The organism is Streptantibioticus rubrisoli, assembly GCF_024436055.1.
Classification (GTDB): Bacteria; Actinomycetota; Actinomycetes; order Streptomycetales; family Streptomycetaceae; genus Streptantibioticus_A; species Streptantibioticus_A rubrisoli.
This window is the reverse complement of the sequence record NZ_JANFNH010000007.1, coordinates 89,829-112,109: the sequence shown is the minus strand read 5'-3', so window position 1 is coordinate 112,109 and position 22,281 is coordinate 89,829. Positions and strand designations below refer to the sequence as shown.

General features: G+C 71.6%; 19 protein-coding genes and 1 tRNA gene. 11 read left to right on the top strand and 9 right to left on the bottom strand.

The window, feature by feature from the left end:
* Window positions 1-45 precede the first annotated feature (45 nt).
* The 4 genes from NON19_RS10790 (at window position 46) to NON19_RS10775 (ending at window position 6,450) form a co-directional block, all read left to right on the top strand.
* The gene (locus NON19_RS10790) at window positions 46-1,698 is read left to right on the top strand and encodes a beta-N-acetylhexosaminidase (RefSeq protein WP_255926719.1); all 1,653 of its coding nucleotides are present in this window, start codon (window positions 46-48) and stop codon (window positions 1,696-1,698) included.
* 363 nt (window positions 1,699-2,061) lie between these two features.
* Window positions 2,062-2,928 (top strand): FAD binding domain-containing protein, encoded by an 867-nt coding sequence (locus NON19_RS10785; RefSeq protein WP_303653579.1) that lies wholly within the window; start codon window positions 2,062-2,064, stop codon window positions 2,926-2,928.
* Window positions 2,929-2,954: 26 nt separating this feature from the next.
* The gene (locus tag NON19_RS33635; protein ID WP_443729337.1) at window positions 2,955-4,058 is read left to right on the top strand and encodes a (2Fe-2S)-binding protein; all 1,104 of its coding nucleotides are present in this window, start codon (window positions 2,955-2,957) and stop codon (window positions 4,056-4,058) included.
* A 40-nt stretch (window positions 4,059-4,098) separates the two neighbouring features.
* Window positions 4,099-6,450 (top strand): xanthine dehydrogenase family protein molybdopterin-binding subunit, encoded by a 2,352-nt coding sequence (locus NON19_RS10775; protein ID WP_255926715.1) that lies wholly within the window; start codon window positions 4,099-4,101, stop codon window positions 6,448-6,450.
* Between the two features lie 242 nt (window positions 6,451-6,692).
* On the opposite strand, the gene NON19_RS10770 is transcribed toward NON19_RS10775, so the two are convergent.
* The gene (locus NON19_RS10770; protein ID WP_255926713.1) at window positions 6,693-6,827 is read right to left on the bottom strand and encodes a hypothetical protein; all 135 of its coding nucleotides are present in this window, start codon (window positions 6,825-6,827) and stop codon (window positions 6,693-6,695) included.
* Window positions 6,828-6,858: 31 nt separating this feature from the next.
* Between NON19_RS10770 and NON19_RS10765 the strand changes: the two genes are divergently transcribed.
* Window positions 6,859-7,569 carry a transglycosylase SLT domain-containing protein gene (locus tag NON19_RS10765; protein WP_255926711.1) on the top strand — a complete coding sequence of 237 codons (711 nt, stop codon included), beginning with the start codon at window positions 6,859-6,861 and terminating at the stop codon, window positions 7,567-7,569.
* Between the two features lie 289 nt (window positions 7,570-7,858).
* Here the strand turns inward: NON19_RS10765 and NON19_RS10760 are convergent.
* Window positions 7,859-7,933, bottom strand: a tRNA-Cys gene (locus NON19_RS10760).
* Window positions 7,934-8,108: 175 nt separating this feature from the next.
* Here NON19_RS10760 and NON19_RS10755 point away from each other — a divergent pair.
* From NON19_RS10755 to NON19_RS10740, 4 genes are all read left to right on the top strand, one after another.
* Window positions 8,109-9,563 (top strand): MFS transporter, encoded by a 1,455-nt coding sequence (locus NON19_RS10755; RefSeq protein ID WP_255926709.1) that lies wholly within the window; start codon window positions 8,109-8,111, stop codon window positions 9,561-9,563.
* Between the two features lie 194 nt (window positions 9,564-9,757).
* Window positions 9,758-11,536, top strand: a complete 1,779-nt coding sequence (locus tag NON19_RS10750; protein WP_255926707.1) for a DEAD/DEAH box helicase — start codon at window positions 9,758-9,760, stop codon at window positions 11,534-11,536.
* A gap of 451 nt (window positions 11,537-11,987) precedes the next feature.
* Window positions 11,988-12,692, top strand: coding sequence for an IclR family transcriptional regulator (locus NON19_RS10745; protein WP_255926705.1), 705 nt, complete (start codon window positions 11,988-11,990; stop codon window positions 12,690-12,692).
* A 94-nt stretch (window positions 12,693-12,786) separates the two neighbouring features.
* Window positions 12,787-13,584, top strand: coding sequence for a S16 family serine protease (locus NON19_RS10740; RefSeq protein ID WP_255926703.1), 798 nt, complete (start codon window positions 12,787-12,789; stop codon window positions 13,582-13,584).
* A gap of 3 nt (window positions 13,585-13,587) precedes the next feature.
* On the opposite strand, the gene NON19_RS10735 is transcribed toward NON19_RS10740, so the two are convergent.
* From NON19_RS10735 to NON19_RS10710, 6 genes are read right to left on the bottom strand one after another with little or no spacing between them, the layout of a single operon-like run.
* Window positions 13,588-14,601 carry a glycine betaine ABC transporter substrate-binding protein gene (locus NON19_RS10735; protein WP_255926701.1) on the bottom strand — a complete coding sequence of 338 codons (1,014 nt, stop codon included), beginning with the start codon at window positions 14,599-14,601 and terminating at the stop codon, window positions 13,588-13,590.
* Entirely contained in the window at window positions 14,568-15,530 is a 963-nt protein-coding gene (locus NON19_RS10730) for a glycine betaine ABC transporter substrate-binding protein (protein WP_255926699.1), read from the bottom strand. Before NON19_RS10730 ends, NON19_RS10735 begins: the two co-directional genes overlap by 34 nt.
* A complete protein-coding gene (locus NON19_RS10725) occupies window positions 15,527-16,363 on the bottom strand; it encodes an ABC transporter permease (protein WP_255926697.1) in 837 nt (278 codons plus the stop codon). Before NON19_RS10725 ends, NON19_RS10730 begins: the two co-directional genes overlap by 4 nt.
* Window positions 16,360-17,607: a betaine/proline/choline family ABC transporter ATP-binding protein gene (locus NON19_RS10720; RefSeq protein WP_255926695.1), complete on the bottom strand. Its 1,248-nt coding sequence runs from the start codon at window positions 17,605-17,607 to the stop codon at window positions 16,360-16,362. The genes NON19_RS10725 and NON19_RS10720 overlap by 4 nt, the downstream gene beginning before the upstream one ends.
* Window positions 17,600-18,247 carry an ABC transporter permease gene (locus NON19_RS10715; protein ID WP_255926693.1) on the bottom strand — a complete coding sequence of 216 codons (648 nt, stop codon included), beginning with the start codon at window positions 18,245-18,247 and terminating at the stop codon, window positions 17,600-17,602. The genes NON19_RS10720 and NON19_RS10715 overlap by 8 nt, the downstream gene beginning before the upstream one ends.
* Before the next feature lie 57 nt (window positions 18,248-18,304).
* A complete protein-coding gene (locus NON19_RS10710) occupies window positions 18,305-18,778 on the bottom strand; it encodes an Lrp/AsnC family transcriptional regulator (RefSeq protein ID WP_255926691.1) in 474 nt (157 codons plus the stop codon).
* A 121-nt stretch (window positions 18,779-18,899) separates the two neighbouring features.
* Between NON19_RS10710 and hppD the strand changes: the two genes are divergently transcribed.
* On the top strand, window positions 18,900-20,024 hold the full coding sequence (gene hppD, locus NON19_RS10705) for a 4-hydroxyphenylpyruvate dioxygenase (RefSeq protein WP_255926689.1): 1,125 nt from the start codon (window positions 18,900-18,902) through the stop codon (window positions 20,022-20,024).
* 175 nt (window positions 20,025-20,199) lie between these two features.
* A complete protein-coding gene (locus NON19_RS10700; RefSeq protein ID WP_255926687.1) occupies window positions 20,200-21,567 on the top strand; it encodes an FAD-binding oxidoreductase in 1,368 nt (455 codons plus the stop codon).
* A gap of 22 nt (window positions 21,568-21,589) precedes the next feature.
* Here NON19_RS10700 and NON19_RS10695 read toward each other — a convergent pair whose 3' ends face one another.
* On the bottom strand, window positions 21,590-22,066 hold the full coding sequence (locus NON19_RS10695) for an SsgA family sporulation/cell division regulator (RefSeq protein WP_255926685.1): 477 nt from the start codon (window positions 22,064-22,066) through the stop codon (window positions 21,590-21,592).
* Between the last annotated feature and the right edge of the window lie 215 nt (window positions 22,067-22,281).

The window sequence follows — 22,281 nt, the reverse complement described above, 5'->3', positions numbered from 1 at the left end:
TCACCTGCTTCAGCTCACCGGGGCCGTCGTCCAGACTGGTCGGTCATGGACCTCATCCCCGCCCCCACCCACCTCCACCCCGCCCCCGGCAACGACCCCTTCACGCTCGGCGGCTCGACGCGGATCGACGCCGCGCCCGGCACCGAGGGCGTGGCGCGGTGGCTGCGGGGCACCGTGGGTGCGGCCACCGGGCTGGACCTCGCGCCCGGCGAAAGCGATCCCGCCATCCGGCTGCGCACCGACGAGTCGCTGGCCGCCGAGGCGTACCGGCTGACGGTGCGCGCCGACGGGATCGGCATCACCGGCGGCGGCCCGGCCGGGGTCTTCTGGGGCGCCCAGACCCTGCGTCAACTCCTCGGGCCGGACGCCTTCCGCCGGGCACCGCTGCACAAAGCGTCGCCACACGTGCCGTGCGCCGACATCGAGGACGTGCCGCGCTTCGGCTGGCGCGGCTTCATGCTCGACGTGGCACGGCACTTCATGCCCAAGGACGTGGTGCTGCGCTACGTCGACCTGCTCGCGGCGCACAAACTCAACGTGCTGCACCTGCACCTGACCGACGACCAGGGCTGGCGGATCGAGATCAGGCGCTACCCACGGCTGACCGAGGTCGGCGCGTGGCGCACCCGTACCAAGGTGGGCCTGCGGGACTCGCCGCTGTGGGACGAGCGGCCGCACGGCGGCTACTACACACAGGACGATATCCGCGAGATCGTCGCCTACGCCGCGGAGCGGCACATCACCGTCGTTCCCGAGATCGACATGCCCGGGCACTCGCAGGCCGCCATCGCCGCCTACCCGGAGCTGGGCAACCAGGACGTCATCGACACCACCACCCTTCCCGTGCTGACCAGTTGGGGCGTCAACCCCAACGTACTGGCCCCCACCGACAACACCCTGCGGTTCTACGAGGGCGTGCTGACCGAGGTGTTGGAGCTGTTCCCGTCCACGTTCGTGCACATCGGCGGGGACGAGTGCCCCAAGGACCAGTGGCGGGCGTCGAAGGCCGCGCAGGCCCGGATCGAGGAGCTGGGCCTGGCGGACGAGGACGGGTTGCAGAGCTGGTTCATCCGGCACTTCGACCGCTGGCTGGCGGACCGCGGCCGCCGCCTCATCGGCTGGGACGAGATCCTGGAAGGCGGGAACCGGGGCGCCCCTGCCGGAGGCGAGGTGACGGAGTACGGCCTGGCACCCGGCGCGGCCGTCTCGTCCTGGCGCGGCTACGCGGGCGGTATCGCCGCCGCGCTGGCCGGACATGACGTGGTGATGTGCCCGGAGCAGCAGGTCTACCTCGACCACCGGCAGCACGACGGCCCCGACGAACCGGTGCCCATCGGATACGTACGCACCCTGGAGGACGTCTACCGGTTCGAGCCCGTACCGCCGCAGCTGCGCGGCGAGCAGGCCCGGCACGTCATCGGCACCCAGGCGAACCTGTGGACCGAGACCCTCGACTCGGTGCGCGCCGCGGACTACCTGGCCTTCCCGAGGCTGGCCGCCTTCGCCGAGGTGGCCTGGTCCCGGCTGCCCGCTCCCGAGCAGCGCGACTACCAGGACTTCACCGCCCGAATGGCGGCCCACTACCGGCGACTTGACGCACTCGGCGTCGAATACCGGCCGCCCGCCGGGCCGCACCCCTGGCAGCGGCGCCCAGGAGTCATCGGACGCCCGATCGAAGGGGCGCCCCCAATCGTGTGAGCCGGAGCGCATCATCTCGCCGTCTCCGGGGCGGTGCTGGCACGGTTGGGCGGCAGGAGAAACCGTACAACGCGCCCGAAGTGCGCCAAAGCCCAAGTAAGGGAGAGGTGATGGTCATCGGGACCATCGTTCCTCACACGGACAGAACTACCCTTCATGGACCCTCGGGTTGATCGGCCCGGAACATGTGCCAGAGTTGCCGTGACCGGACTGTCAGCACGTACCGTACGGCGACGGACCGGTATGGGCCGCGACAGGGCCGGATGGGCTGTGGGCGCAGGGAGTACCGCCCGCGCCCTCAAGGCTGCGGGGAGGAAGGGACACTCCGTGAGCACGTACGCACGGCAGACGGGACGCACGGTGATGCTGCCCGCCTCGCTCGACGAGGCGGTGGCGGCGCTCGCCGCCATGCCCACGGCCGTGCCGGTGGCCGGTGGCACCGATCTGATGGCCGCCGTCAACTCCGGCCTGCTGCGCCCCGCGGGGCTCGTCGGCCTGGGCCGGATCAGCGAGATCCGCGGCTGGCAGTACGCCGACGGACACGCCCTGCTCGGTGCCGGGCTCACCCACGCCCGTATGGGGCGGCCCGACTTCGCCGCGCTCATCCCCGCCCTGGCCGCCGCGGCGCGCGCCGCCGGTCCGCCGCAGATCCGCAACGCCGGGACGCTGGGCGGCAACATCGCCTCCGCCGCGCCGACCGGTGACGCGCTGCCGGTGCTCGCCGCGTTGGAGGCCAGCGTCGTCCTGACCGGTCCGAACGGCAGCCGGGAGGTTCCGGTCAGTCATCTGCTGACCGGGATGGACCCGCTGCGCCCGGGTGAACTGCTGGCGTTCGTAAGGGCTCCGCTGCTGCACGCCCCGCAGGTCTTCTTGAAGGCGACCGCGCGCACCGGTCCCGGCCGGGCCATGGCATCGGTCGCGCTGGTGCTCGACCCGGCGCGGCGCGGGGTGCGGTGCGCGGTCGGCGCGGTGGCGCCGATGCCGTTGCGTCCGCTGGAGGCCGAGCAGTGGGTGGCCTCGCTGATCGACTGGGACGGCGCACGCACCCTGGACCCGCGGGTGTGCACCGCGTTCGGCGACTATGTGGCCATGGCCTGCATCCCGGACCCGGTGGGCGACCCGGCGGATCCGGCGGGTCAGGACGCGGGCGCGCTGCCGCCCGCGGTCGCGCATCTGCGGCGTACGGTGGCCGCACTGGCCCGCCGGGCACTGGGGAGGGCACTTTCGTGAGCGATGACGGGACGACGGGTGCGGGCATGAACGGACAGCCCGAGCACGACTTCGCGCCGGGCGACGGTGTGTGGCAGCCGCTGACGCCCGGCGGTGAGTACGACGCCGACGCGACCATGCACGTCTCGTTCGCCGACCGGTTCCACGACCTGGCGGCCACCCCGTCCGGCACCGATCCGCTGGCCGCCCCCGGCCACGGCTACGTACCGCCGCGCGACGCGGCCGGTTGGGACACGCCCACCGACCACGGCGGTTCCGGCGAGTGGCCGACGACGTCCCTGCCCGACCCCGGGCCGGACGCCGCCGACGCGGCCGCCCCCCAGCAGTGGACGGTCCCGTTCGCGGACGACTCCGGTGACGAGTCCGGCGAGTACGCGCTGGGGCAGGTGGTGGCCGCCCCGCGGGAACCCGCGCACGTCCCACCCGGCGAGTGGAGCGACCAGCCCGCCGCGGCCGAGACGCCAACCGCCCATGCGCAGGCGCCGGTTGACGCCGCGGCCGAGCCGGAGCCCGAGCCGCCCGCCGCCGAGCCCGATCCGCACAGCGAACACCCCCTCGCCTCCTATGTGCTGCGGGTCAACGGCGCCGACCGGCCGGTCACCGACGCCTGGCTGGGTGAGTCCCTGCTGTACGTGCTGCGCGAACGGCTCGGTCTCGCCGGTGCCAAGGACGGCTGCGAGCAGGGCGAGTGCGGCGCGTGCTCGGTGCAGGTCGACGGACGGCTGGTCGCCTCCTGCCTGATGCCCGCCGCCACCGCCGCCGGTTGCGATGTGCGCACCGTGGAGGGCCTGGCCCAGGGCGGCCAGCTCTCCGACGTACAGCGGGCGCTGGTCGACTGCGGCGCGGTGCAGTGCGGCTTCTGCGCGCCCGGGATGGCGATGACGCTGCACGACCTGCTCGCGGGCAACCACCGGCCGACCGAACTGGAGACCCGGCAGGCGCTCAGCGGCAACCTGTGCCGCTGCTCCGGCTACCGGGGCGTGCTCGACGCGGTACGGCAGGTGGTCGCCGAGCGCGCGGCGGTGGATGAGGCAGAGGACGAGGAGAGCCAGGACCCGGCCCCGGAGAACGTGGTTCCGTTGATCCCGCACCAGGCCTCGGGTGCGGCGGACGACGGGGGACTGGTATGACGCCTGGCAGCGGCGGGATCGGCGAGATCGGAGACAGGGAATGAGCGCCGTGCGTGGCACCTCCGTGGGCGGGGACGGAACGGCTGGGTCCGACGCCGCGACCGCGATCCCCACCGTGGTCGTTCCGCCCGCCGCCGTGGAGAGCCAGCACGGCCTCGGTGCCTCCCTGCTGCCCGCCGACGCGGCGGCCAAGACCCAGGGCGTCTTCCCGTACGCCGCCGACCTGTGGGCCGAGGGACTGCTGTGGGCGGCCGTGCTGCGCTCCCCGCACCCGCACGCCCGCATCGTCTCCATCGACACCACGCACGCCGCCGAGATGCCCGGAGTGCGCGCGGTCATCACGCACACGGACGTACCCGGTGACGCCATGCACGGCCGCCGGGTCGCCGACCGCCCGGTCTTCGCGCACGACGTGGTCCGCCACCACGGCGAGCCGATCGCCGCGGTGGCCGCCGACCACCCCGACACCGCACGGCTGGCCGCCGCCGCGATCATCGTCGAGTACGAGGTGCTGGAACCGGTCACCGACCCCGAGAAGGCGTTCGAGGCACCGCCGTTGCACCCGGACGGCAATCTGATCCGGCACATCCCGCTGCGCTTCGGCGACCCCTCGGCGGCCGGTGAGGTGGTGGTCGAGGGCGTCTACCGGGTCGGCCGCCAGGACCCGGCCCCGATCGGCGCGGAGGCCGGGCTCGCCGTACCGCGCCCGGACGGCGGGGTCGAGCTGTACGTGGCCTCCACCGATCCGCACGCCGACCGCGACATGGCTGCCGCCTGCTTCGGACTTGAGACCGACCGGGTCAAGGTGGTGGTCACCGGGGTGCCCGGGGCGATGGCCGACCGCGAGGACCCCGGCTTCCAACTCCCGCTGGGACTGCTGGCGTTGAAGACCGGCCATCCGGTCAAGCTGGTCGCCACCCGCGAGGAGTCCTTCCTGGGGCACGCCCACCGGCATCCGGCGCTGCTGCGCTACCGGCACCACGCCGATGCCGAGGGCCGGCTGGTCAAGGTCGAGGCGCAGCTGCTGCTGGACGCGGGCGCCTACGCGGACGCCTCCTCCGACGCGCTGGCCGCCGCGGTGGCGTTCGCCGCCGGTCCCTATGTGGTGCCGCACGTCTTCGTCGAGGGCTGGGCGGTGCGCACCAACAACCCGCCGTCGGGGCATGTGCGCGGTGAGGGTGCGATGCAGGTGTGCGCCGCGTACGAGGGGCAGATGGACAAGCTCGCCGCCAAGCTGGGCCTGGACCCGGCCGAGCTGCGGATGCGCAATGTGATGGCCACCGGCGACCTGCTGCCCACCGGTCAGACCGTGACCTGCCCGGCGCCGGTCGCCGAACTGCTGGGGGCGGTACGGGACGCCGAACTGCCGCCGCTGCCGTCCGCCGAGGACGAGGCGGAGTGGCTGCTGCCGGGCGGCCCGGAGGGCGCGGGCGAGCCGGGGGCGGTGCGCCGCGGGGTCGGCTACGCGCTGGGCATGGTGCACATGCTGGGCGCCGAGGGGCATGACGAGGTGTCCACGGCGACCGTCCGGGTGCAGGGCGGCACCGCGACCGTGATCTGCTCGGCGGTGGAGACCGGGCAGGGCTTCGCCACCCTCGCCCGGCAGATCGTGCAGGAGGTCCTCGGAGTGGAGGAGGTGGCGGTGCTGCCCGCCGACACCGACCAGCCGCCCGCGGGGCCGTCCGCCCGTGGCCGTCACACCTGGGTGTCCGGCGGTGCGGTCGAGCGCGCCGCGAAGATGGTCCGCACCCAGCTGCTGCAACCGCTGGCCGCCAAGTTCGGGATGTCGGTGGAGTTGCTCACCATCGCCGACGGCAAGATCACCTCGTACGACGGAGTACTGAGCACCACGGTCGCCGAGACGCTCCAGGGCAAGGAACTGTGGGCCACCGCGCAGTGCCGTCCGCACCCCACCGAGAAGCTGGACGAGACCGGCCAGGGGGACGCCTTCGTGGGTCTGGCCTTCGCGGCGATCCGGGCGGTGGTCGACGTCGACATCGAGCTCGGCACCGTCCGGGTGGTGGACATGGCGGTCGCCCAGGACGTCGGCCGGGTGCTCAACCCCCGCCAGGTCGCGGCCCGTATCGAGGCGGGCGTCACACAGGGTGTGGGCATGGCGCTGATGGAGGACCTGCGTACCGGGCGCGGCGCGGTCAAGCGGCCGTCGCTCACCGGCTACGCGCTGCCCACGGCGCTGGACGCGCCGCCGGTGCGGATCGTGAAGCTGGTGGAGGAGCGGGACGTGGTGGCGCCCTTCGGGGCGAAGGCGGTCAGCGCGGTGCCGGTGGTGGTCTCGCCCGCCGCGGTCGCGGCGGCGGTACGGGCGGCGACCGGCCGACCGGTGGGACGGCTGCCGATCCGCCCGCAGACGGCGGTGGCCCGGCAGGGCTGAGCGCCGGGTCCGGTCTGCGCGGGCCGCGTGACGGGCGCGGTACGGACGGTGACGGAAAGGCGCCCGGTGTGTGAGCCTCCGCATAGGGCGCAGGTCACTTACGAAGACGCGTAGTGGAATCGTAAAGGTGCCGTAAACAGGGCCGCCACGTGCTGTGGCGGCCTTTTTCGTGCCCGCTGGTCGACCCCTTTTCCACTAGTGCGGGTAGTAGGTCACATCTTTGCGAGCCGATTTTCCGGTCGCTAAGAATTGCCGAGCCGCAGGGCGCCGTGGGACATGAACGCGGCGCCTATCGCCGAAAAGGCGAAGGCGTCGCCCGGACTCAGGTGCCGGACGGGCGACTGCGGCTCAGCGACCTGGAGGACCAACTCACCCATGCCCATGCCCGCCTTTCCCGCCCTTCACCGCATGACCCGGACGACCCTGACGCACCTCGACGGCCTGACCCGGAAGCACAAGCTCTCCGCGGCCGGTGTCGCCGTTGCCGGCGCCTCAGTCCTGGCCTTTTCGGTCGCTCCGGGATCGGCGCACGCTGCCAACCCCAGCAACCCGGTGATGTCCGCCGCCATGGCGTTCGGCACGTCCGACAGCGGCTCGGCCGCCCAGAGCCAGAGCCAGCAGGCCGACATCGCCCAGCAGGCCGCCCAGGCCGCCAAGGCGGTCAAGCAGCACGCGGCCGCGCAGCACCAGGCCGCGCAGCACAAGGCCAACGAGGCCCGCCGCCACCAGCCGCAGGCCGCGAGCCGCTCGGAGTCCCGCCCGGCCGCCCCGGCGCAGGCCGCTCCGGCCCCCTCGTACCCGAACAACCTCGACGGCTGGATCCGCCAGGCGCTGGACATCATGCACCAGCACGGCATCCCCGGCAGCTACGAGGGCATCAAGCGCAACATCATGCGTGAGTCCAGCGGCAACCCGTACGCCATCAACAACTGGGACATCAACGCCCGCAACGGCATTCCGTCCAAGGGCCTGCTGCAGGTGATCGACCCGACGTTCAACGCGTACCACGTGTCGGGTACTTCGCACGACATCTACGACCCGGTCGCGAACATCACCGCCGCCTGCAATTACGCGGCGCACCGCTACGGTTCGATGGACAACGTGAACTCGGCGTACTGACCGGTTCCATAAAGGGTGGCGCCCACGGTGAATTCACCGGTGGGCGCCGACTTTGTTTTCCGCAGGAGGCCGTGGCGGGAATCGAACCGGTGTAACTCCCCGCGGGCGGAGCCCGCTGATGGATGCTGCGCAGGCGAGCCCTTCAACCGCTCGGGCGGGTGTGGTTGCTCCTTGTCTGGAGGCCGTGGCGGGAATCGAACCGGTGTAACTCCCCGCGGGCGGAGCCCGCTGATGGATGCTGCGCAGGCGAGCCCCTCAACCGCTCGGGCGGGTGTGGTTGCTCCTTGTCTGGAGGCCGTGACCGGAATCGAACCGGTGTAACTCGCTTTGCAGGCGAGCCCCTCAACCACTCGGGCACACGGCCGGGTTGATGTTCTTGACGATAGGCCGACGCCCCGGGGCGGGGTCAACGGTTGGGCGCGGGTCGCAACGTGACCGCCACGCCGCGTTCACGAACGGTCGGCCTAGGACCATCGGACGACGGGGAAAACCGGCCACGGCCAGGCGCCGACCAGCTCCAGCCGACCTACGCTGGCGCCATGGCCGCGCTGAACGATCCCCTCAACGACCAGCAAATACCGCCCATATCGGGCGCAACGCACCAGGTGGAGACGGTGCTGAGCCGTCGCTACCGCGCGTTGACACTGGGGATCGTCTCGGTCGTGCTGCTGGTCGCCTTCGAGGCGACCGCCGTCGGCACCGCGATGCCGGTCGCGGCACGCGATCTGCACGGGCTGTCGCTGTACGGCTTCGCCTTCTCCGGCTACTTCACCACCAGCCTGGTCGCGATGGTGGTGTCCGGCCAGTGGTGCGACCGGTCGGGGCCGCTGGCACCGCTGAGCACCGGCATCGGCTGCTTCGCCGCCGGTTTGGTGGTGTCCGGCACGGCGCGGGCCATGTGGCCGTTCATCGCGGGCCGGGCGGTACAGGGCGTCGGCGGCGGGCTGTTGATCGTCGCGCTCTACGTGGTGGTGGGCCGCGCCTACCCGCAGCGGCTGCGGCCCGCGGTGCTGGCCGCGTTCGCCGCGTCCTGGGTGGTGCCGTCCATCGTCGGGCCGCTGGTCTCCGGCGCGGTGACCGAACAGCTGGGCTGGCGCTGGGTGTTCCTCGGCATCCCGGTCCTGGTGGCGCTGCCGGTCTCGGTCGCGCTGCCCGCGCTGCGCCGGGCGGCGGTCGAACCGCCCCCGGACCAGGCCGCCGCCGCGGTGCGCGACCGGCGCCGGATCCCGCTGGCGCTGGGCATCTCGGCGGGCGCGGCGCTGCTGCAGTACGCGGGCCAGGACGTGCACGACTGGTGGGCGCTGCCGCCCGCGGTCGCGGGGGCGGCGCTGCTGGTGCCGTCGGCGGTACGGCTGCTGCCGCCGGGAACGTTCCGCGCCGGACGCGGGCTGCCGTCGGTGGTGTTGTTGCGCGGCATCGCGGCCGGATCCTTCCTGACCGCCGAGAGCTTCCTTCCGCTGATGCTGGTGACCCGGCGCCAGCTCTCCCCGACGCTGGCCGGGCTGTCGCTCGCCGGGGGCGGTCTGACCTGGGCGCTGGGCAGCTTCGTGCAGTCCCGGCCGCGCCTGGAGCCGTACCGCGAGCGGTTGGTGCGGGCCGGGATGGGACTGGTCGGCATGGCGGTGGTCGGCGCGGCGCTGGCGCTGCTGCCGGTGGTACCGGCGTGGATCGTGGCGGTGGCGTGGTGCGTGGGCGGGCTCGGTATGGGGCTGGTGATCGCCTCGATGAGCGTGCTGCTGCTGACGTACTCGCCACCACAGGAGGCGGGCGCCAACTCGGCGGCGCTCCAGGTGTGCGACGCGCTGTCCAACGTGGTGTTGGTGGCCGCCGGGGGAGTGCTGTTCGCCGCGCTGGGCGGCGGTACGGTCGCCGCCGGTGGTCCCACGGCGGGCGCGCACGCTCATCCGGCGGCCTTCGCGGCGGTGTTCTGCCTGGCGACGGCGGTCGCGCTGGTCGGCGTCGCGGTGGCGGGCAGGCTGCGGCCCGAGCGGTAACGCCCGGGCGCGGTACGGGACTTGGTGCCGGGTGCGTCAACCGGCCGCCGCGGACGGGCCGCTGTGAGCTGTGTCGCACCGCCGCGTGGACTCGCCGCGTTCCGCGGGGGGCGGGGAGGGGGCGCCGGTAAGCTGTCACGGTTTTCGTATCCGACCGACGTGACCGACAGATCCGACGGACCCGCCCGGAGACCGTGACTACCACCGCCTCGCACCACCTCTCACCCGCCTTTCCCGGTCGTGCCCCGTGGGGTACGGCCGGGAAGCTGCGTGCCTGGCAGCAGGCCGCACTCGACTCGTACGTGCAGCGTCAGCCGCGTGACTTCCTCGCCGTGGCGACGCCGGGCGCGGGCAAGACCACGTTCGCGCTGACCCTCGCCTCGTACCTGCTGCACAACCACGTGGTGCAGCAGGTCACGGTGGTCGCGCCCACCGAGCACCTGAAGAAGCAGTGGGCCGAGGCGGCCGCGCGGATAGGCATCAAGCTCGACCCCGACTACAGCGCGGGCCCGGTGTCGAGGGAGTACCACGGCGTCGCGGTGACGTACGCGGGTGTCGGGGTGCGTCCGATGCTGCACCGCAACCGCTGCGAGCAGCGCAAGACGCTGGTCATCCTGGACGAGATCCACCACGCCGGCGACACCAAGTCCTGGGGCGAGGCCTGCTTCGAGGCGTTCGAACCGGCGGCCCGGCGGCTGGCGCTCACCGGTACGCCGTTCCGTTCCGACACCAACCCCATCCCGTTCGTCTCCTACGCGGAGGGTCCGGACGGCATCCGGCGCTCGGTGGCCGACTACACCTACGGATACGGCAACGCGCTCGCCGACGGTGTGGTGCGGCCGGTCATCTTCCTCTCGTACAGCGGGAACATGCGGTGGCGCACCAAGGCGGGCGACGAGATCGCCGCCCGGCTCGGCGACCCGATGACCAAGGACGCCATCGGCCAGGCCTGGCGCACCGCGCTGGCGCCGACCGGTGAGTGGATCCCCAACGTGCTGCGCGCAGCGGATCAGCGGTTGACCGAGGTCAGAAAGGGCATTCCGGACGCGGGCGGTCTGGTGATCGCCTCCGACCAGGACGCGGCCCGCGCGTACGCCAAGCTGATCCGGGAGATCACCGGGACCAAGGCGACGGTGGTGCTGTCGGACGACGCGGGCGCGTCCAAGAAGATCGACGAGTTCAGCGGGTCCGACGAGCGGTGGATGGTCGCGGTCCGGATGGTCTCCGAGGGCGTGGACGTACCGCGGCTCGCGGTGGGCGTCTACGCCACGACGATCTCGACCCCGCTGTTCTTCGCGCAGGCCGTGGGCCGTTTCGTACGGTCCCGGCGGCGCGGGGAGACGGCGTCGGTGTTCCTGCCCACCATTCCGATGCTGCTCGGCTTCGCCAACGAGATGGAGGTCGAGCGCGACCACGTGCTCGACAAGCCGAAGAAGTCGGGCGAGGACGACATCTACGCGGAGGAGGAAAAGCTCCTCGCGGAGGCGGAGAAGGGGAAGGACGAGGTCACCGAGGACCAACTCCCCTTCGAGGCACTGGAGTCGGACGCGGTCTTCGACCGGGTGCTGTACGACGGCGCCGAGTTCGGTATGCAGGCGCACCCCGGCAGCGAGGAGGAGCAGGACTATCTGGGCATTCCGGGCCTACTTGAGCCCGACCAGGTCCAGTTGCTGCTCCAGCGCAGGCAGGCTCGCCAGATCGCCCACAGCCGCAAGAAGCCGGATACGGAGGCGGACCTGGTGGAACTCCCGGCGGAACGCCGCCCGGTGGTCAGCCACAAGGAACTCCTCGAGCTGCGCAAGCGGCTCAACACCATGGTCTCCGCCTACAACCACCAGAGCGGCAAGCCGCACGGCGTGATCCACAACGAACTCCGCCGCGCCTGCGGCGGCCCCCCGAGCGCGGAGGCGACGGCGGGCCAGATCAAGGAACGCATCAAAAAGATCCAGGAGTGGGCCACCCGCCACCGCTAACCACAACGGCCGCCACAGCAGGAGAGCGGGGCCGCAGCCCGTCCGGGGTTTGGGGCCGCAGCCCCAACCTCGCCCGGGTGTGGGGCGCGGCCCCAAGGGGCGAGGGCGCAGCCCCAAGCTGGCCCGGGGCTGGGCCGCAGCCCAAGGGGGGGCGAAGCCCCCGAAGTCCGGGGCGCGGCCCGTCCGGGGCTTGGGGGGCGCAGCCCCCGAGCTCGCCCGGGGGTTTGGGGGCGGAGCCCCCAAGAGAAAGTAAAGGTATCTGCCCGGATTCTGGACGGACTCTTCCGCTGAGCGGGACAGTAAAGCTACTGTCCCGCTCACGCACGCGCCGTGGCAACGCCGCCGCGGAGCGCAGCCGGGTACCACGCGACCGGCGGCCTCTGCGCGCGCTGCCGCGCTGTCGGCAGCGGTCCACCGCGCCCGGCCGCCACTCACCTGAGGAGGGGGCGTCGTGACCACGGAGACCTCACAGACGCTCGACCGGGGACTGCGGGTCCTCAAACTGCTGGCCGACACCGATCACGGGCTCACCGTCACCGAACTCGCGGCGAAGCTCGGCGTGAACCGCACCGTGGTGTACCGGCTGCTCGCCACGCTGGAACAGCACGCCCTGGTGCGCCGCGACCTGGGCGGTCGCGCCAGGGTCGGGCTGGGCGTGCTGCGGCTGGCCCACCAGGTGCATCCGCTGCTGCGCGAGGCCGCGCTGCCCGCGCTGCGCTCGCTCGCCGAGGACATCGGCGCGACCGCGCACCTGACGCTGGTGGACGGCAACGAGGCGCTCGCCGTCGCCGTGGTGGAGCCCAGCTGGACCGACTACCACGTCGCCTACCGCACCGGCTTCCGCCACGCGCTGGACCGTGGCGCGGCGGGCAAGGCGATCCTGGAGGGCCGCCTGTGGAACGCGTCCCGCCCCGCCGTCCCCGCCGCCGCGGGCGCCGGTGGTCCGGTCCCGCAGGCGGAACTCAACGGAGCGCCCGGCTACGTCCTCACCCACAGCGAGCTTGAGGCGGGCGCCAGCGGTGCCGCCGCGCCACTGCTCGGCGTCACCGGCATCGAGGGCAGCGTCGGCGTGGTGATGCTCGCGGAGTCCGTCCCGGAACGGGTGGGCCAGCGCGTGGTGGCCGCGGCACGGGAGGTCGCGGAGGCACTGCGGTAGCCACCGTGGCGCCGGAGGCGCTTGCGAACCTGCGGTGACGGTCTGGTGCCGGTAAGCGAGCGTGGCTGGGGGTACGGGGGTCGTCCCCCGGGAAATGCTGTGTAATGCCAGTGTGTCTTCTCGCGCCAGGATCCTAGCCGTCTGCTCCGCCGTCGTCGTCGCGCTGCTCGCGGTGGCACTGTTCGCCCCGCTGCCGATCACGATCGCCTACCCGGGCATGACCGCCAACGTCCTCGGCGCGAACAACGGACAGCAGGTGATCAGCGTCTCCGGAACCAAGGTCCGCCCCACCAGCGGCCAGCTGCGGATGGTCACCATCGTCGCCACCGGGCCCAACGCGGACGTGCACTTCACCGACGTGTGGACGGCGTGGTGGTCCCGGAGCCAGGCGGTGATGCCGCGCAGCGCCGTCTACCCGGGCGGCGGCAGCGTCCAGCAGGTCACCCAGCAGAACCTCAACGAGATGAAGCAGTCCCAGCAGGCGGCCACCGCCGCCGCCCTGAAGCACATGGGACTGTCGCCCTCGCAGGTGAAGGTGGACCTCAAGCTCGCGGACGTGGGCGGCCCCAGCGCCGGACTGATGTTCACCCTCGGGATCATCGACCGGGTCCAGGGCGACGGCAGGGGCAACGACCTCACCGGTGGCCGCACCATCGCCGGTACCGGAACCATCGACCAGGACGGCACGGTCGGCGCGGTCGGCGGTGTGGCGCTCAAGGAGCAGGCCGCCAAGCGGGACGGCGCCTCCGTCTTCCTCACCCCCAGGGACGAGTGCTCCGACGCCAAGGCGGAACTGCCCGGTGGCATGCGGCTGATCCCGGTCAGCACCTTGGGCGACGCGTTGAACTCCCTGGCCGCGCTGCGCTCCGGCGCGCCGCTGCCGAGTTGCTGATGTTCAGCCGGACTTGATGAACCCCTCCCGGACCAGCCAGTCCTTGGCGACCGCGCGCGGGTCCTGACCGTCCACGTCCACCCTGGCGTTGAGCTGCTGCTGGTTGGCGGTGGTCAGCTTCGCCGTGATGGGTTCGAGCACGGTGGCGATCGCCGGATGGGCCCGCAGCGTACGGCTGTTGATCTCCGGGGCCGCGTTGTAGTTCGGGAAGAAGTGCCGGTCGTCATCGAGCACCCGCAGGTGCTTGGCGGGGATCCGGCCGTCGGTGGTGAACACCTCGCCCAGCGCGCAGGAGGTGCCCTGGGCGACCTGGGTGTAGACGATGCCGCTGTCCATCACCCGCACGTTCCGGGCCGGGACGTCCATCCGGTACGCCCTGCTCATGCCGGGCAGGCCGTCGTCGCGCACGTCGAACTCGTTGTTGACGCACAGCGTGACCGCGCTCGGGTCCGACCGGGACAGGGCGGCCACCTCGGAGAGGTTGGAGTAGCCGTACCGCTCCTGGTTGGCCTGGTTCGTCGCCAGCGCGTAGGTGTTGTCCAAGGTGGCGGGCGGCAGCCAGGTCAGTCCGTTGCGGGCGTCCTCGTCGCGTACCGCGCGCCACTGGCCCTGTGGGTCGGGGATGGGTCTGGTGTGGCCGAGGTAGGTGATCCAGGCGGTGCCGGTGTACTCGTACATCGCGTCGGCCGTGCCCTTGAGCACCGCCTGCCGGGCGCCGACGGAGCCTTGGATGTCGGTCTTGTCGATGACGGTGGCGCCCGCCGCCTTCAGCGCGAGGCCCATCATCTCGCCGAGGATGATCTGTTCGCTGAAGTTCTTGGAGGTGACGGTCAGCGTCACGCCCCTGAGCGGTTCGCCCCGACCGACCGAACCGGGCCGCACGGGATCCGCGATGGCCTGGCCGCTCCTCAGCCCGCAGCCGGACAGCACGGCCGCGCCGCACAGTGCGAGGGCCGCGCCGAGCGCCACCGCCCGTACCGCGGTCACCGGCGCAGGAAGCCCTGGTCGATCAGCCATGACTTCGCCACCTCCCGCGGGTCCTTGCCCTGGACGTCGACCTCGGCGCCGAGCCTGCGCGCCTCCTGGGTGGTGAGCCTCGCGGTCACCGGGCCGAGCAGCCCGGCGAGTTGGGGATAGCGCCGCAGGGTCGGGCCGTAGACGACCGGGGCCGCGTTGTAGTCGGGGAAGAAGTGCCGGTCGTCGGTGAGCACGGTCAGCCGGTCCGCCTCGATCCGGCCGTCGGTGGCGTACACGTCGCCGATCAGGCATGGACTGCCCGCCGCGACCTGGGTGTAGATCAGTCCGGCGTCCATCGTCATGATCCGCGACTTCGGCACCGAGATGCCGTAGGCCCGCAGCACACCGGGCAGTCCGTCGTCGCGCACCGCGAACTCGTTGTCCGCGCAGATGGTCAGCGCCGACGGCGAGCGCCGGGCCAGCGCGGCCACGTCGGAGAGCGAACGCAGCCGGTAGCGCGCGGCGTTGGCCCGGTTGACGGCGAAGGCGTAGGTGTTGTTCAACCGCGCCATGGGCAGCCAGGCCAGTCCGTTGCGGGCGTCCTCGTCGCGTACCGCCCGCCACTGGGCCTGTGGGTCGGGGACGGTTCCGGTGTGGCCGAGATAGGTGATCCAGGCGGTGCCGGTGTAGTCGTACATCGCGTCCGCCGCGCCGGTGAGCATCGACTGGCGGGCGCCGATCGAGCCGCTGATGCCGGTGTGGTCCCGTACCGTGGCACCGGCCGCCTTGAGCACCAGGCCGGTGATCTGGCCCAGGACGCGCTGCTCGGTGTCCTGTTTGGAGGCCACCGTCAACTGGGCGCCGGACAGCGGCTTTCCGGCGCCCACCGAACCCGGCCGCACGGTGTCCGCGATGTCCGAGCCGCTGTGCAGCCCGCACCCGGACAGCGCCCCGAGCAGCGCCAGTACGGCGCACAGCGCACGGCTCACCCCGCCTCCAGCCCGTGCGGGGTCATCCGCAGCTCGGCCAGTGCCGCCAGCCAGTCCACCAGCAGCGCCAGTGCCACCGCGAGCACCGAGCCCACGATCAGCACCCTGGTGCGCTGGGTGACGATGCCGTTGGTGATGATCGTGCCCAGACCGCCGCCGCTGACGAACCCGGCGAGCGTGCCGGTGCCCACGTTGAGCACCAGTGCGTTGCGCACCCCGGCGAGGATCAGTGGTACCGCCAGCGGCAGTTCGACCTTGCGCAGCACGCCCCAGCCGGACATCCCGATGCCGCGCGCCGCGTCCACCAGGCTCGGGTCGATCGCCCGCAGTCCGCTCATGGTGTTGCTGAGCACCGGCAGCACCGCGTACGCCACCATGCCGACCAGCGCGGTGTGCGGTCCGATGCCCAGCCAGAAGGTGAGCAGCGCCAGCAGGCCGATGGACGGGATGGACTGGCCGAGGTTGGCCACCGCGGTGGCCAACGGGGCGGCGGCGCGCAACCGCCTGCGGGTGAGCGCGATGCCCAGCGGGATGGCGATCACCAGCACGAAGAAGGTGGAGTAGGCGACCAGTTTGACCTGTTGCCACAGCGCCTGGCCGACCGCGCCGCCACTGAGCGAGTTGCGTTCGATGGAGTCCAGCCGGACGTTGCTGATCCACAGATAGGTGGCGGCCAGCGCCAGCGCGATCACGACCGGGGTGAGCACCAGCCGCCTGGTGGAGACCCTGCGGCCGGGGGTGCCGGGCAGCGCCGAGGCGAGCGGTTGCTCCGGCTCGCCCGCCGGGTCCTGCCGTTCGGCCAGCCGCTCGTACTTCTCCGGGCCGCCGGTCATGGCCGCTCGCCTCCGGCGAAGCCGGTCTCCAACCGCTCCTGGGTCTGGTGGGCGCGCGCCTCCTCCAGATCGTGCCGGTGCTCCAGGGCGGCCATCCGGTCGGCCTCCAGCAGCTCGTGCACCGAGTTCAGCAGCGTCTCCATGTCGACCACGCCCACGTACTCACCGCGCCGCCCGGTGACCGGCACCCGGCCCGCGCTGTCGGTGAGCACCGCCTCCAGCGCGTCGCGCAGCGTGGCGTCCCGGGTGACGTGGTGGCTGACCAGCGTGCCCGCCCTGGCCAACGAGCCCTTGGCACGCATCAGGTCGCCGCGCCGCAGCCACTTGTACGGGCGCCGCCGCCGGTCGAGCAGCAGCAGTTCGTTGCCGCCGCGTTCGCGCAGCTTGTCGAAGATCTCTTGCAGCGGGTCGTCCATGGTGACGGTGGGGACGTCCTCGATCGTCACATCGCGCACCCGGGTCAGGTTGAGCCTCTTCAGCGCGGCGCCCGCGCCGACGAAGCCGGAGACGAAGTCGTCCGACGGGTTGGTGAGGATCGCCTCGGGGGTGTCGAACTGGGCGATGTGCGACTGCTCGCGCAACACCGCGATGCGGTCGCCGAGTTTGATCGCCTCGTCGAAGTCATGGGTGACGAAGACGATCGTCTTGTGCAACTCGTGCTGCAGCCTGATCAGTTCGTCCTGCAGGTGGTCGCGGGTGATCGGGTCGACCGCGCCGAACGGCTCGTCCATCAGCAGCACCGGCGGATCGGCGGCCAGCGCCCTGGCCACCCCGACGCGCTGCTGCTGGCCGCCGGAGAGCTGGCGGGGGTAGCGCGAGTGGAACTCGCGCGGATCGAGTCCGACCAGGTCCAGCATCTCCTCGACCCGGTCCCTGATCCGGGCCTTGGACCAGCCGACCATCCTCGGCACCTGCGCGATGTTCTCCGCGACCGTCATGTGCGGGAAGAGGCCGGAGGACTGGATGGCGTAGCCGATCCGGCGGCGCAGCCGCACCGGGTCGATGTCGGTGACGTCCTCCCCGTCGATCCTGATCCGGCCGGAGCTGGGCTCGATCAGCCGGTTGATCATCCGCAGCGTGGTGGACTTGCCGCAGCCGGACGGGCCGACCAGGATGACCGTCTCCCCGGCGGCTATCTCCATGTTGACGCCGTCCACCGCGGGCAGCTGGCTGCCCGGGTAGTGCTTGGTGAGGTCGTCCAGCTCAATCACCGCGCCGGTGACGGCCCGCTGCCGGTCAGCCACGGATCCCCCTCGAAGTGGTCAGCCGTCCGATGAGCACCAGGGCGAAGTCGAACAGCAGGGCCAGTACGACGATGCCGAGCGTTCCGGCCAGCACCTGGTTGAGCGCGTTGGCACTGCCCAGGCTGGAGATGCCGGTGAAGATATCGTTGCCCAGGCCCGGTCCCGAGGCGAAGGCGGCGACGGCCGCGATGCCCATCAGCATCTGGGTGGCCACCCGGATACCGGTCAGGATGGACGGCCAGGCCAGCGGCAGTTCGACCCGCAGGATCTGGGCGGCCCGGCTCATCCCGATGCCCTTGGCGGCGTCCACCAGGGTGGGGTCGACCCCGCGCAGCCCCACGATGGCGTTGCGCACGATGGGCAGCAGCGCGTAGAGCACCAGCGCCGTCACGGTGGGCGGCACGCCCAGGCCGAGCACCGGGATCAGCAGGCCGAGCAGGGCGTACGACGGCACGGTCATGATCGTCACGGTGGTGGCGATGGCCAGCCGACCGGCCCGGTCGTTGCGGTACGTCAGCACGCCGATGCCGACGCCGACCACGGAGGCGACCACCATGCACTGGAACACCGCGCTGGCGTGCTGGTAGGTGTCCATCAGCAGCTGCTGACGCCGGTCGCTGACGAAGCTCCAGAAGTCCACGTCGGCCTCCCGACGAATCACCGTACTGACGGCCGCGCGAGGGCGTCCACGGGGCGTCTACGTTCCGTCCTGCGATGCCTGCTCCACCAGCGGGATGATCCGGTACGGAACCGGATTTTCCATGACGATCGCCGTGGAAGCCCGCACGATGCCATCAAAACCCACGACCCGGTCGATCACACGTTGGAGGTCGGCGTTCGAACGGGCCACCAGTCGGCACAGCATGTCCCCCTCCCCGGTGGTGGTGTGCAGCTCCAGCACCTCGGGAACGGCCGCCAAGTGAGCCCGCACATCCGGGCCTTGGCCCTGCTTGATCTCCAGCGTGGCGAAGGCGGTGACCGGATAGCCGAGCGCCGCCGGATCCACCTGGGGGCCGAAGCCCCGGATCACCCCTTTGGCCCGCAGGCGGTCCAGCCGCGCCTGGACCGTGCCGCGCGCCACTCCGAGCTGCCGGGACGCCTCCAGTACCCCGATCCTCGGCTCCCGCTCCAGCAGCTTGATCAGCCGCCCGTCGAGCGCGTCGATGCCCATAGCGCCTCCTCGATGGTCATCATGTACAGATTGACCGGTGATTCCGGGCGTGTGCTGCACAGGGTGTCCAGTGATTTCGCAAACTATTGCGCACTATGAGGCGTGGCGCGAGAGTTTCGCCATGACTGAGACCCAGGAGAAGACCAAGGACGCGTTCCCGGTCAAGGGCATGGACGCCGTCGTCTTCGCGGTCGGCAACGCCAAGCAGGCCGCGCACTACTACTCCACCGCCTTCGGGATGAAGCTCGTCGCCTACTCGGGACCGGAGAACGGCAGCCGCGAGACCGCCAGCTACGTCCTGGAGTCCGGCGGCGCCCGCTTCGTGTTCACCTCCGTCATCAAGGCGGAGACCGACCACGGCCGCTTCCTCGCCGGGCACGTCGCCGAGCACGGCGACGGTGTGGTGGACCTGGCCATCGAGGTGCCGGACGCGCGCGCCGCGTACGAGCACGCCGTGGCCCAGGGCGCCACCGGCCTGGAGGAGCCGTACGAGCTGAAGGACGAACACGGCACGGTCGTGCTCGCCGCCATCGCCACCTACGGCCAGACCCGGCACACCCTCGTCGAGCGCACCGGCTACGACGGCCCCTACCTGCCCGGCTTCGTGGCGGCCAAGCCGATCGTGGAGCCCGGCCCGCGCCGCTTCCAGGCCATCGACCACTGCGTCGGCAACGTCGAGCTCGGCCGGATGGACGAGTGGGTGGCCTTCTACAACAAGGTCATGGGCTTCACCAACATGAAGGAGTTCGTCGGCGACGACATCGCCACCGAGTACTCGGCGCTGATGTCCAAGGTGGTCGCCGACGGCACCCGCAAGGTGAAGTTCCCGCTCAACGAGCCCGCGATCGCGAAGAAGAAGTCGCAGATCGACGAGTACCTGGAGTTCTACGGCGGCCCCGGCGTCCAGCACATCGCCCTGGCCACCAACGACATCGTCGCCACCGTGCGGGCGATGCGGGCGGCCGGTGTGGAGTTCCTCGACACCCCCGACTCGTACTACGACACCCTCGGCGAGTGGGTCGGCGAGACCCGGGTGCCCATCGAGACGCTGCGCGAGCTGAAGATCCTCGCCGACCGCGACGAGGACGGCTACCTGCTGCAGATCTTCACCAAGCCGGTGCAGGACCGGCCGACGGTCTTCTTCGAGATGATCGAGCGGCACGGCTCCATGGGCTTCGGCAAGGGCAACTTCAAGGCCCTCTTCGAGGCCATCGAGCGCGAACAGGAACGCCGCGGCAACCTGTAAGCACCCCGCAAGCAACCCTCCCGGGCGCACCCTCGAGGGGTTCGGGGCGCGGCCCCCGAGGGGGCCAGAGGGCGCAGCCCCGGAAAAGGGGCCGGGGGCGACGCCCCCGAAAACCCCTACCCCGGCCAGCGGCCGCGTGCTTTCGCACGCGGCCGCCCGGTGGGACGCTGAGTCCATGACGGATCTTGCGGAACGGCTGCGCACCGGCCTCCCGGACGACGCGGTGATGACCGACCCGGACGTCACCGCCGCGTACGCCCGGGACATGGCCAGCCTCTGCGACGCGGGCGCACCGGCCGTCGTCGTGCTGCCGCGCACGGTGGAGCAGGTGCAGCACGTCATGCGCACCGCGACCGAACTGCGCGTCCCGGTGGTCCCGCAGGGCGCCCGCACCGGCCTGTCCGGCGCGGCCAACGCCAGCGACGGCTGCATCGTGCTGTCCCTGGTCAGGATGGACCGCGTCCTGGAGATCGACACCGTCAACCGCACCGCGGTGGTCGAACCGGGCGTGGTCAACGCGGTGCTCTCCCGCGCCGTCGCCGAGCACGGCCTGTACTACCCACCGGATCCGTCGAGTTGGGAGCAGTGCACCATCGGCGGCAACATCGGCACCGGCTCCGGCGGGCTGTGCTGCGTGAAGTACGGGGTCACCGCCGAGTACGTGCTCGGCCTCGAAGTCGTGCTGGCCGACGGGCGGTTGCTGCGCACCGGGCGGCGCACCGCCAAGGGCGTCGCGGGCTACGACCTCACCCGGCTGTTCGTCGGCTCCGAGGGCACCTTGGGCATCGTCGTCAAGGCCGTGCTGGCGCTGCGGCCCGCGCCGCGGGCGCAGTTGGCGCTGGCCGCCGAGTTCCCGTCGAACGCCACCGCCTGCGAGGCGATCTGCGCGATCATGTCGGCCGGACACGTGCCGTCGCTGCTCGAACTGATGGACCGCACCACCATCCGGGCGGTCAACGACATGACGCGGATGGGGCTGCCGCAGACCACCGAGGCGCTGCTGCTGGCCGCCTTCGACACCCCCGACCCGGCGGCCGACCTGGCCGCGCTCGGCGAACTGTGCACGGCCGCCGGGGCGACCACGGTGGTACCCGCCGAGGACCCCGCCGAATCCGAACTCCTGCTGCAGGCACGGCGGATGGGGCTGCCCGCGCTGGAGCGTATCACCGGCGCCACCATGATCGACGATGTCGCGGTACCGCGCTCGCGACTGGCGGCGATGCTGGACGGGGTGGCCGCCATCGCCGAGAAGTACGACCTGGTGATCGGGGTGTGCGCGCACGCCGGAGACGGCAACACCCACCCCGTGGTCTGCTTCGACGCCCACGAACCCGACGCCACCCGGCGGGCGAGGGCGTCCTTCGACGAGATCATGGCGCTCGGCTTGGAACTGGGCGGCACGATCACCGGTGAACACGGCGTCGGGGTGCTGAAGAAGGACTGGCTGGCCCGCGAACTCGGCCCGGTGGGCGTGGAGTTGCAACGCGGCATCAAGCAGGTCTTCGACCCGCTGGGACTCCTCAATCCCGGCAAACTGTTCTGAACCCCCACGGAACACTCTGGCGCTACGCCCCGGCCTCCGGCGTGTCGTCGCCCGGCCAACCCCCGTGCGGCCACAGATCGTCCAGCGTGCTGGGGGCGAGCAGTCGGCTCAGTTCGTCGTCCATGCCCAGCTGTTCGTGCTCGGTGCCCGGCGGCACGACGCGCAGCGTGCGCTCCAGCCAGGCGGCCACAGGGGAGGAGGGCACCTCCAACAGCGCACTGCCGTCCGGTGAGTTGAGCGCCAGGCAGATCACACTGCGGCCCTCCACCTTCGTCGGCCAGATCCGCACATCGCCGTGGCCGGACGGCCGGAACACCCCCTCGACCAGCAGTTCCCGGGAGAAGCTCCAGTTCACCGGCGAGTCCGAGCCGATATGGAAGGTGATGTGCACGGCGAACGGGTCGTCCGTCCGGTAGACCACCCGGGCCGGTACGGGGACGCTGCGCTCGGGCGACAGCACCAGGGTCAGTTCGAGTTCACGTTCCACGACGGTGCGCATGAAGTCGACGTCCTTTCCTCGGCGGCCCCTGGCGGAGTGACGCAGCGGACGCTGCGGGGGCCGCACCGGGAGAGAGCGCATTCCTCCGACACCATTACGCGACTTCGGACCGCGATGTTGAGATTTTCCGGAACCGCCGTCAGCGTGGGCCCGGAGCGGCTAAAGAGGACCGGTGGGCGGGTGCGTCCGTACGGGCGTGCGTCGCACGTGTTGAC

What these genes read in the sequence shown, in the direction of transcription:
- NON19_RS10775 (WP_255926715.1), top strand. Translation starts at nt 4,099, where the DNA reads ATGAGCGCCGTGCGTGGCACCTCCGTGGGCGGGGACGGAACGGCTGGG.
- hppD (WP_255926689.1), top strand. Translation starts at nt 18,900, where the DNA reads ATGACTGAGACCCAGGAGAAGACCAAGGACGCGTTCCCGGTCAAGGGC.
- NON19_RS10710 (WP_255926691.1), bottom strand. Translation starts at nt 18,778, where the DNA reads ATGGGCATCGACGCGCTCGACGGGCGGCTGATCAAGCTGCTGGAGCGG.
- NON19_RS10785 (WP_303653579.1), top strand. Translation starts at nt 2,062, where the DNA reads ATGCTGCCCGCCTCGCTCGACGAGGCGGTGGCGGCGCTCGCCGCCATG.
- NON19_RS10790 (WP_255926719.1), top strand. Translation starts at nt 46, where the DNA reads ATGGACCTCATCCCCGCCCCCACCCACCTCCACCCCGCCCCCGGCAAC.
- NON19_RS10695 (WP_255926685.1), bottom strand. Translation starts at nt 22,066, where the DNA reads ATGCGCACCGTCGTGGAACGTGAACTCGAACTGACCCTGGTGCTGTCG.
- NON19_RS10755 (WP_255926709.1), top strand. Translation starts at nt 8,109, where the DNA reads ATGGCCGCGCTGAACGATCCCCTCAACGACCAGCAAATACCGCCCATA.
- NON19_RS10735 (WP_255926701.1), bottom strand. Translation starts at nt 14,601, where the DNA reads ATGGCTGATCGACCAGGGCTTCCTGCGCCGGTGACCGCGGTACGGGCG.
- NON19_RS33635 (WP_443729337.1), top strand. Translation starts at nt 2,955, where the DNA reads ATGAACGGACAGCCCGAGCACGACTTCGCGCCGGGCGACGGTGTGTGG.
- NON19_RS10700 (WP_255926687.1), top strand. Translation starts at nt 20,200, where the DNA reads ATGACGGATCTTGCGGAACGGCTGCGCACCGGCCTCCCGGACGACGCG.
- NON19_RS10765 (WP_255926711.1), top strand. Translation starts at nt 6,859, where the DNA reads ATGACCCGGACGACCCTGACGCACCTCGACGGCCTGACCCGGAAGCAC.
- NON19_RS10770 (WP_255926713.1), bottom strand. Translation starts at nt 6,827, where the DNA reads ATGGGTGAGTTGGTCCTCCAGGTCGCTGAGCCGCAGTCGCCCGTCCGG.
- NON19_RS10740 (WP_255926703.1), top strand. Translation starts at nt 12,787, where the DNA reads ATGCTGTGTAATGCCAGTGTGTCTTCTCGCGCCAGGATCCTAGCCGTC.
- NON19_RS10725 (WP_255926697.1), bottom strand. Translation starts at nt 16,363, where the DNA reads ATGACCGGCGGCCCGGAGAAGTACGAGCGGCTGGCCGAACGGCAGGAC.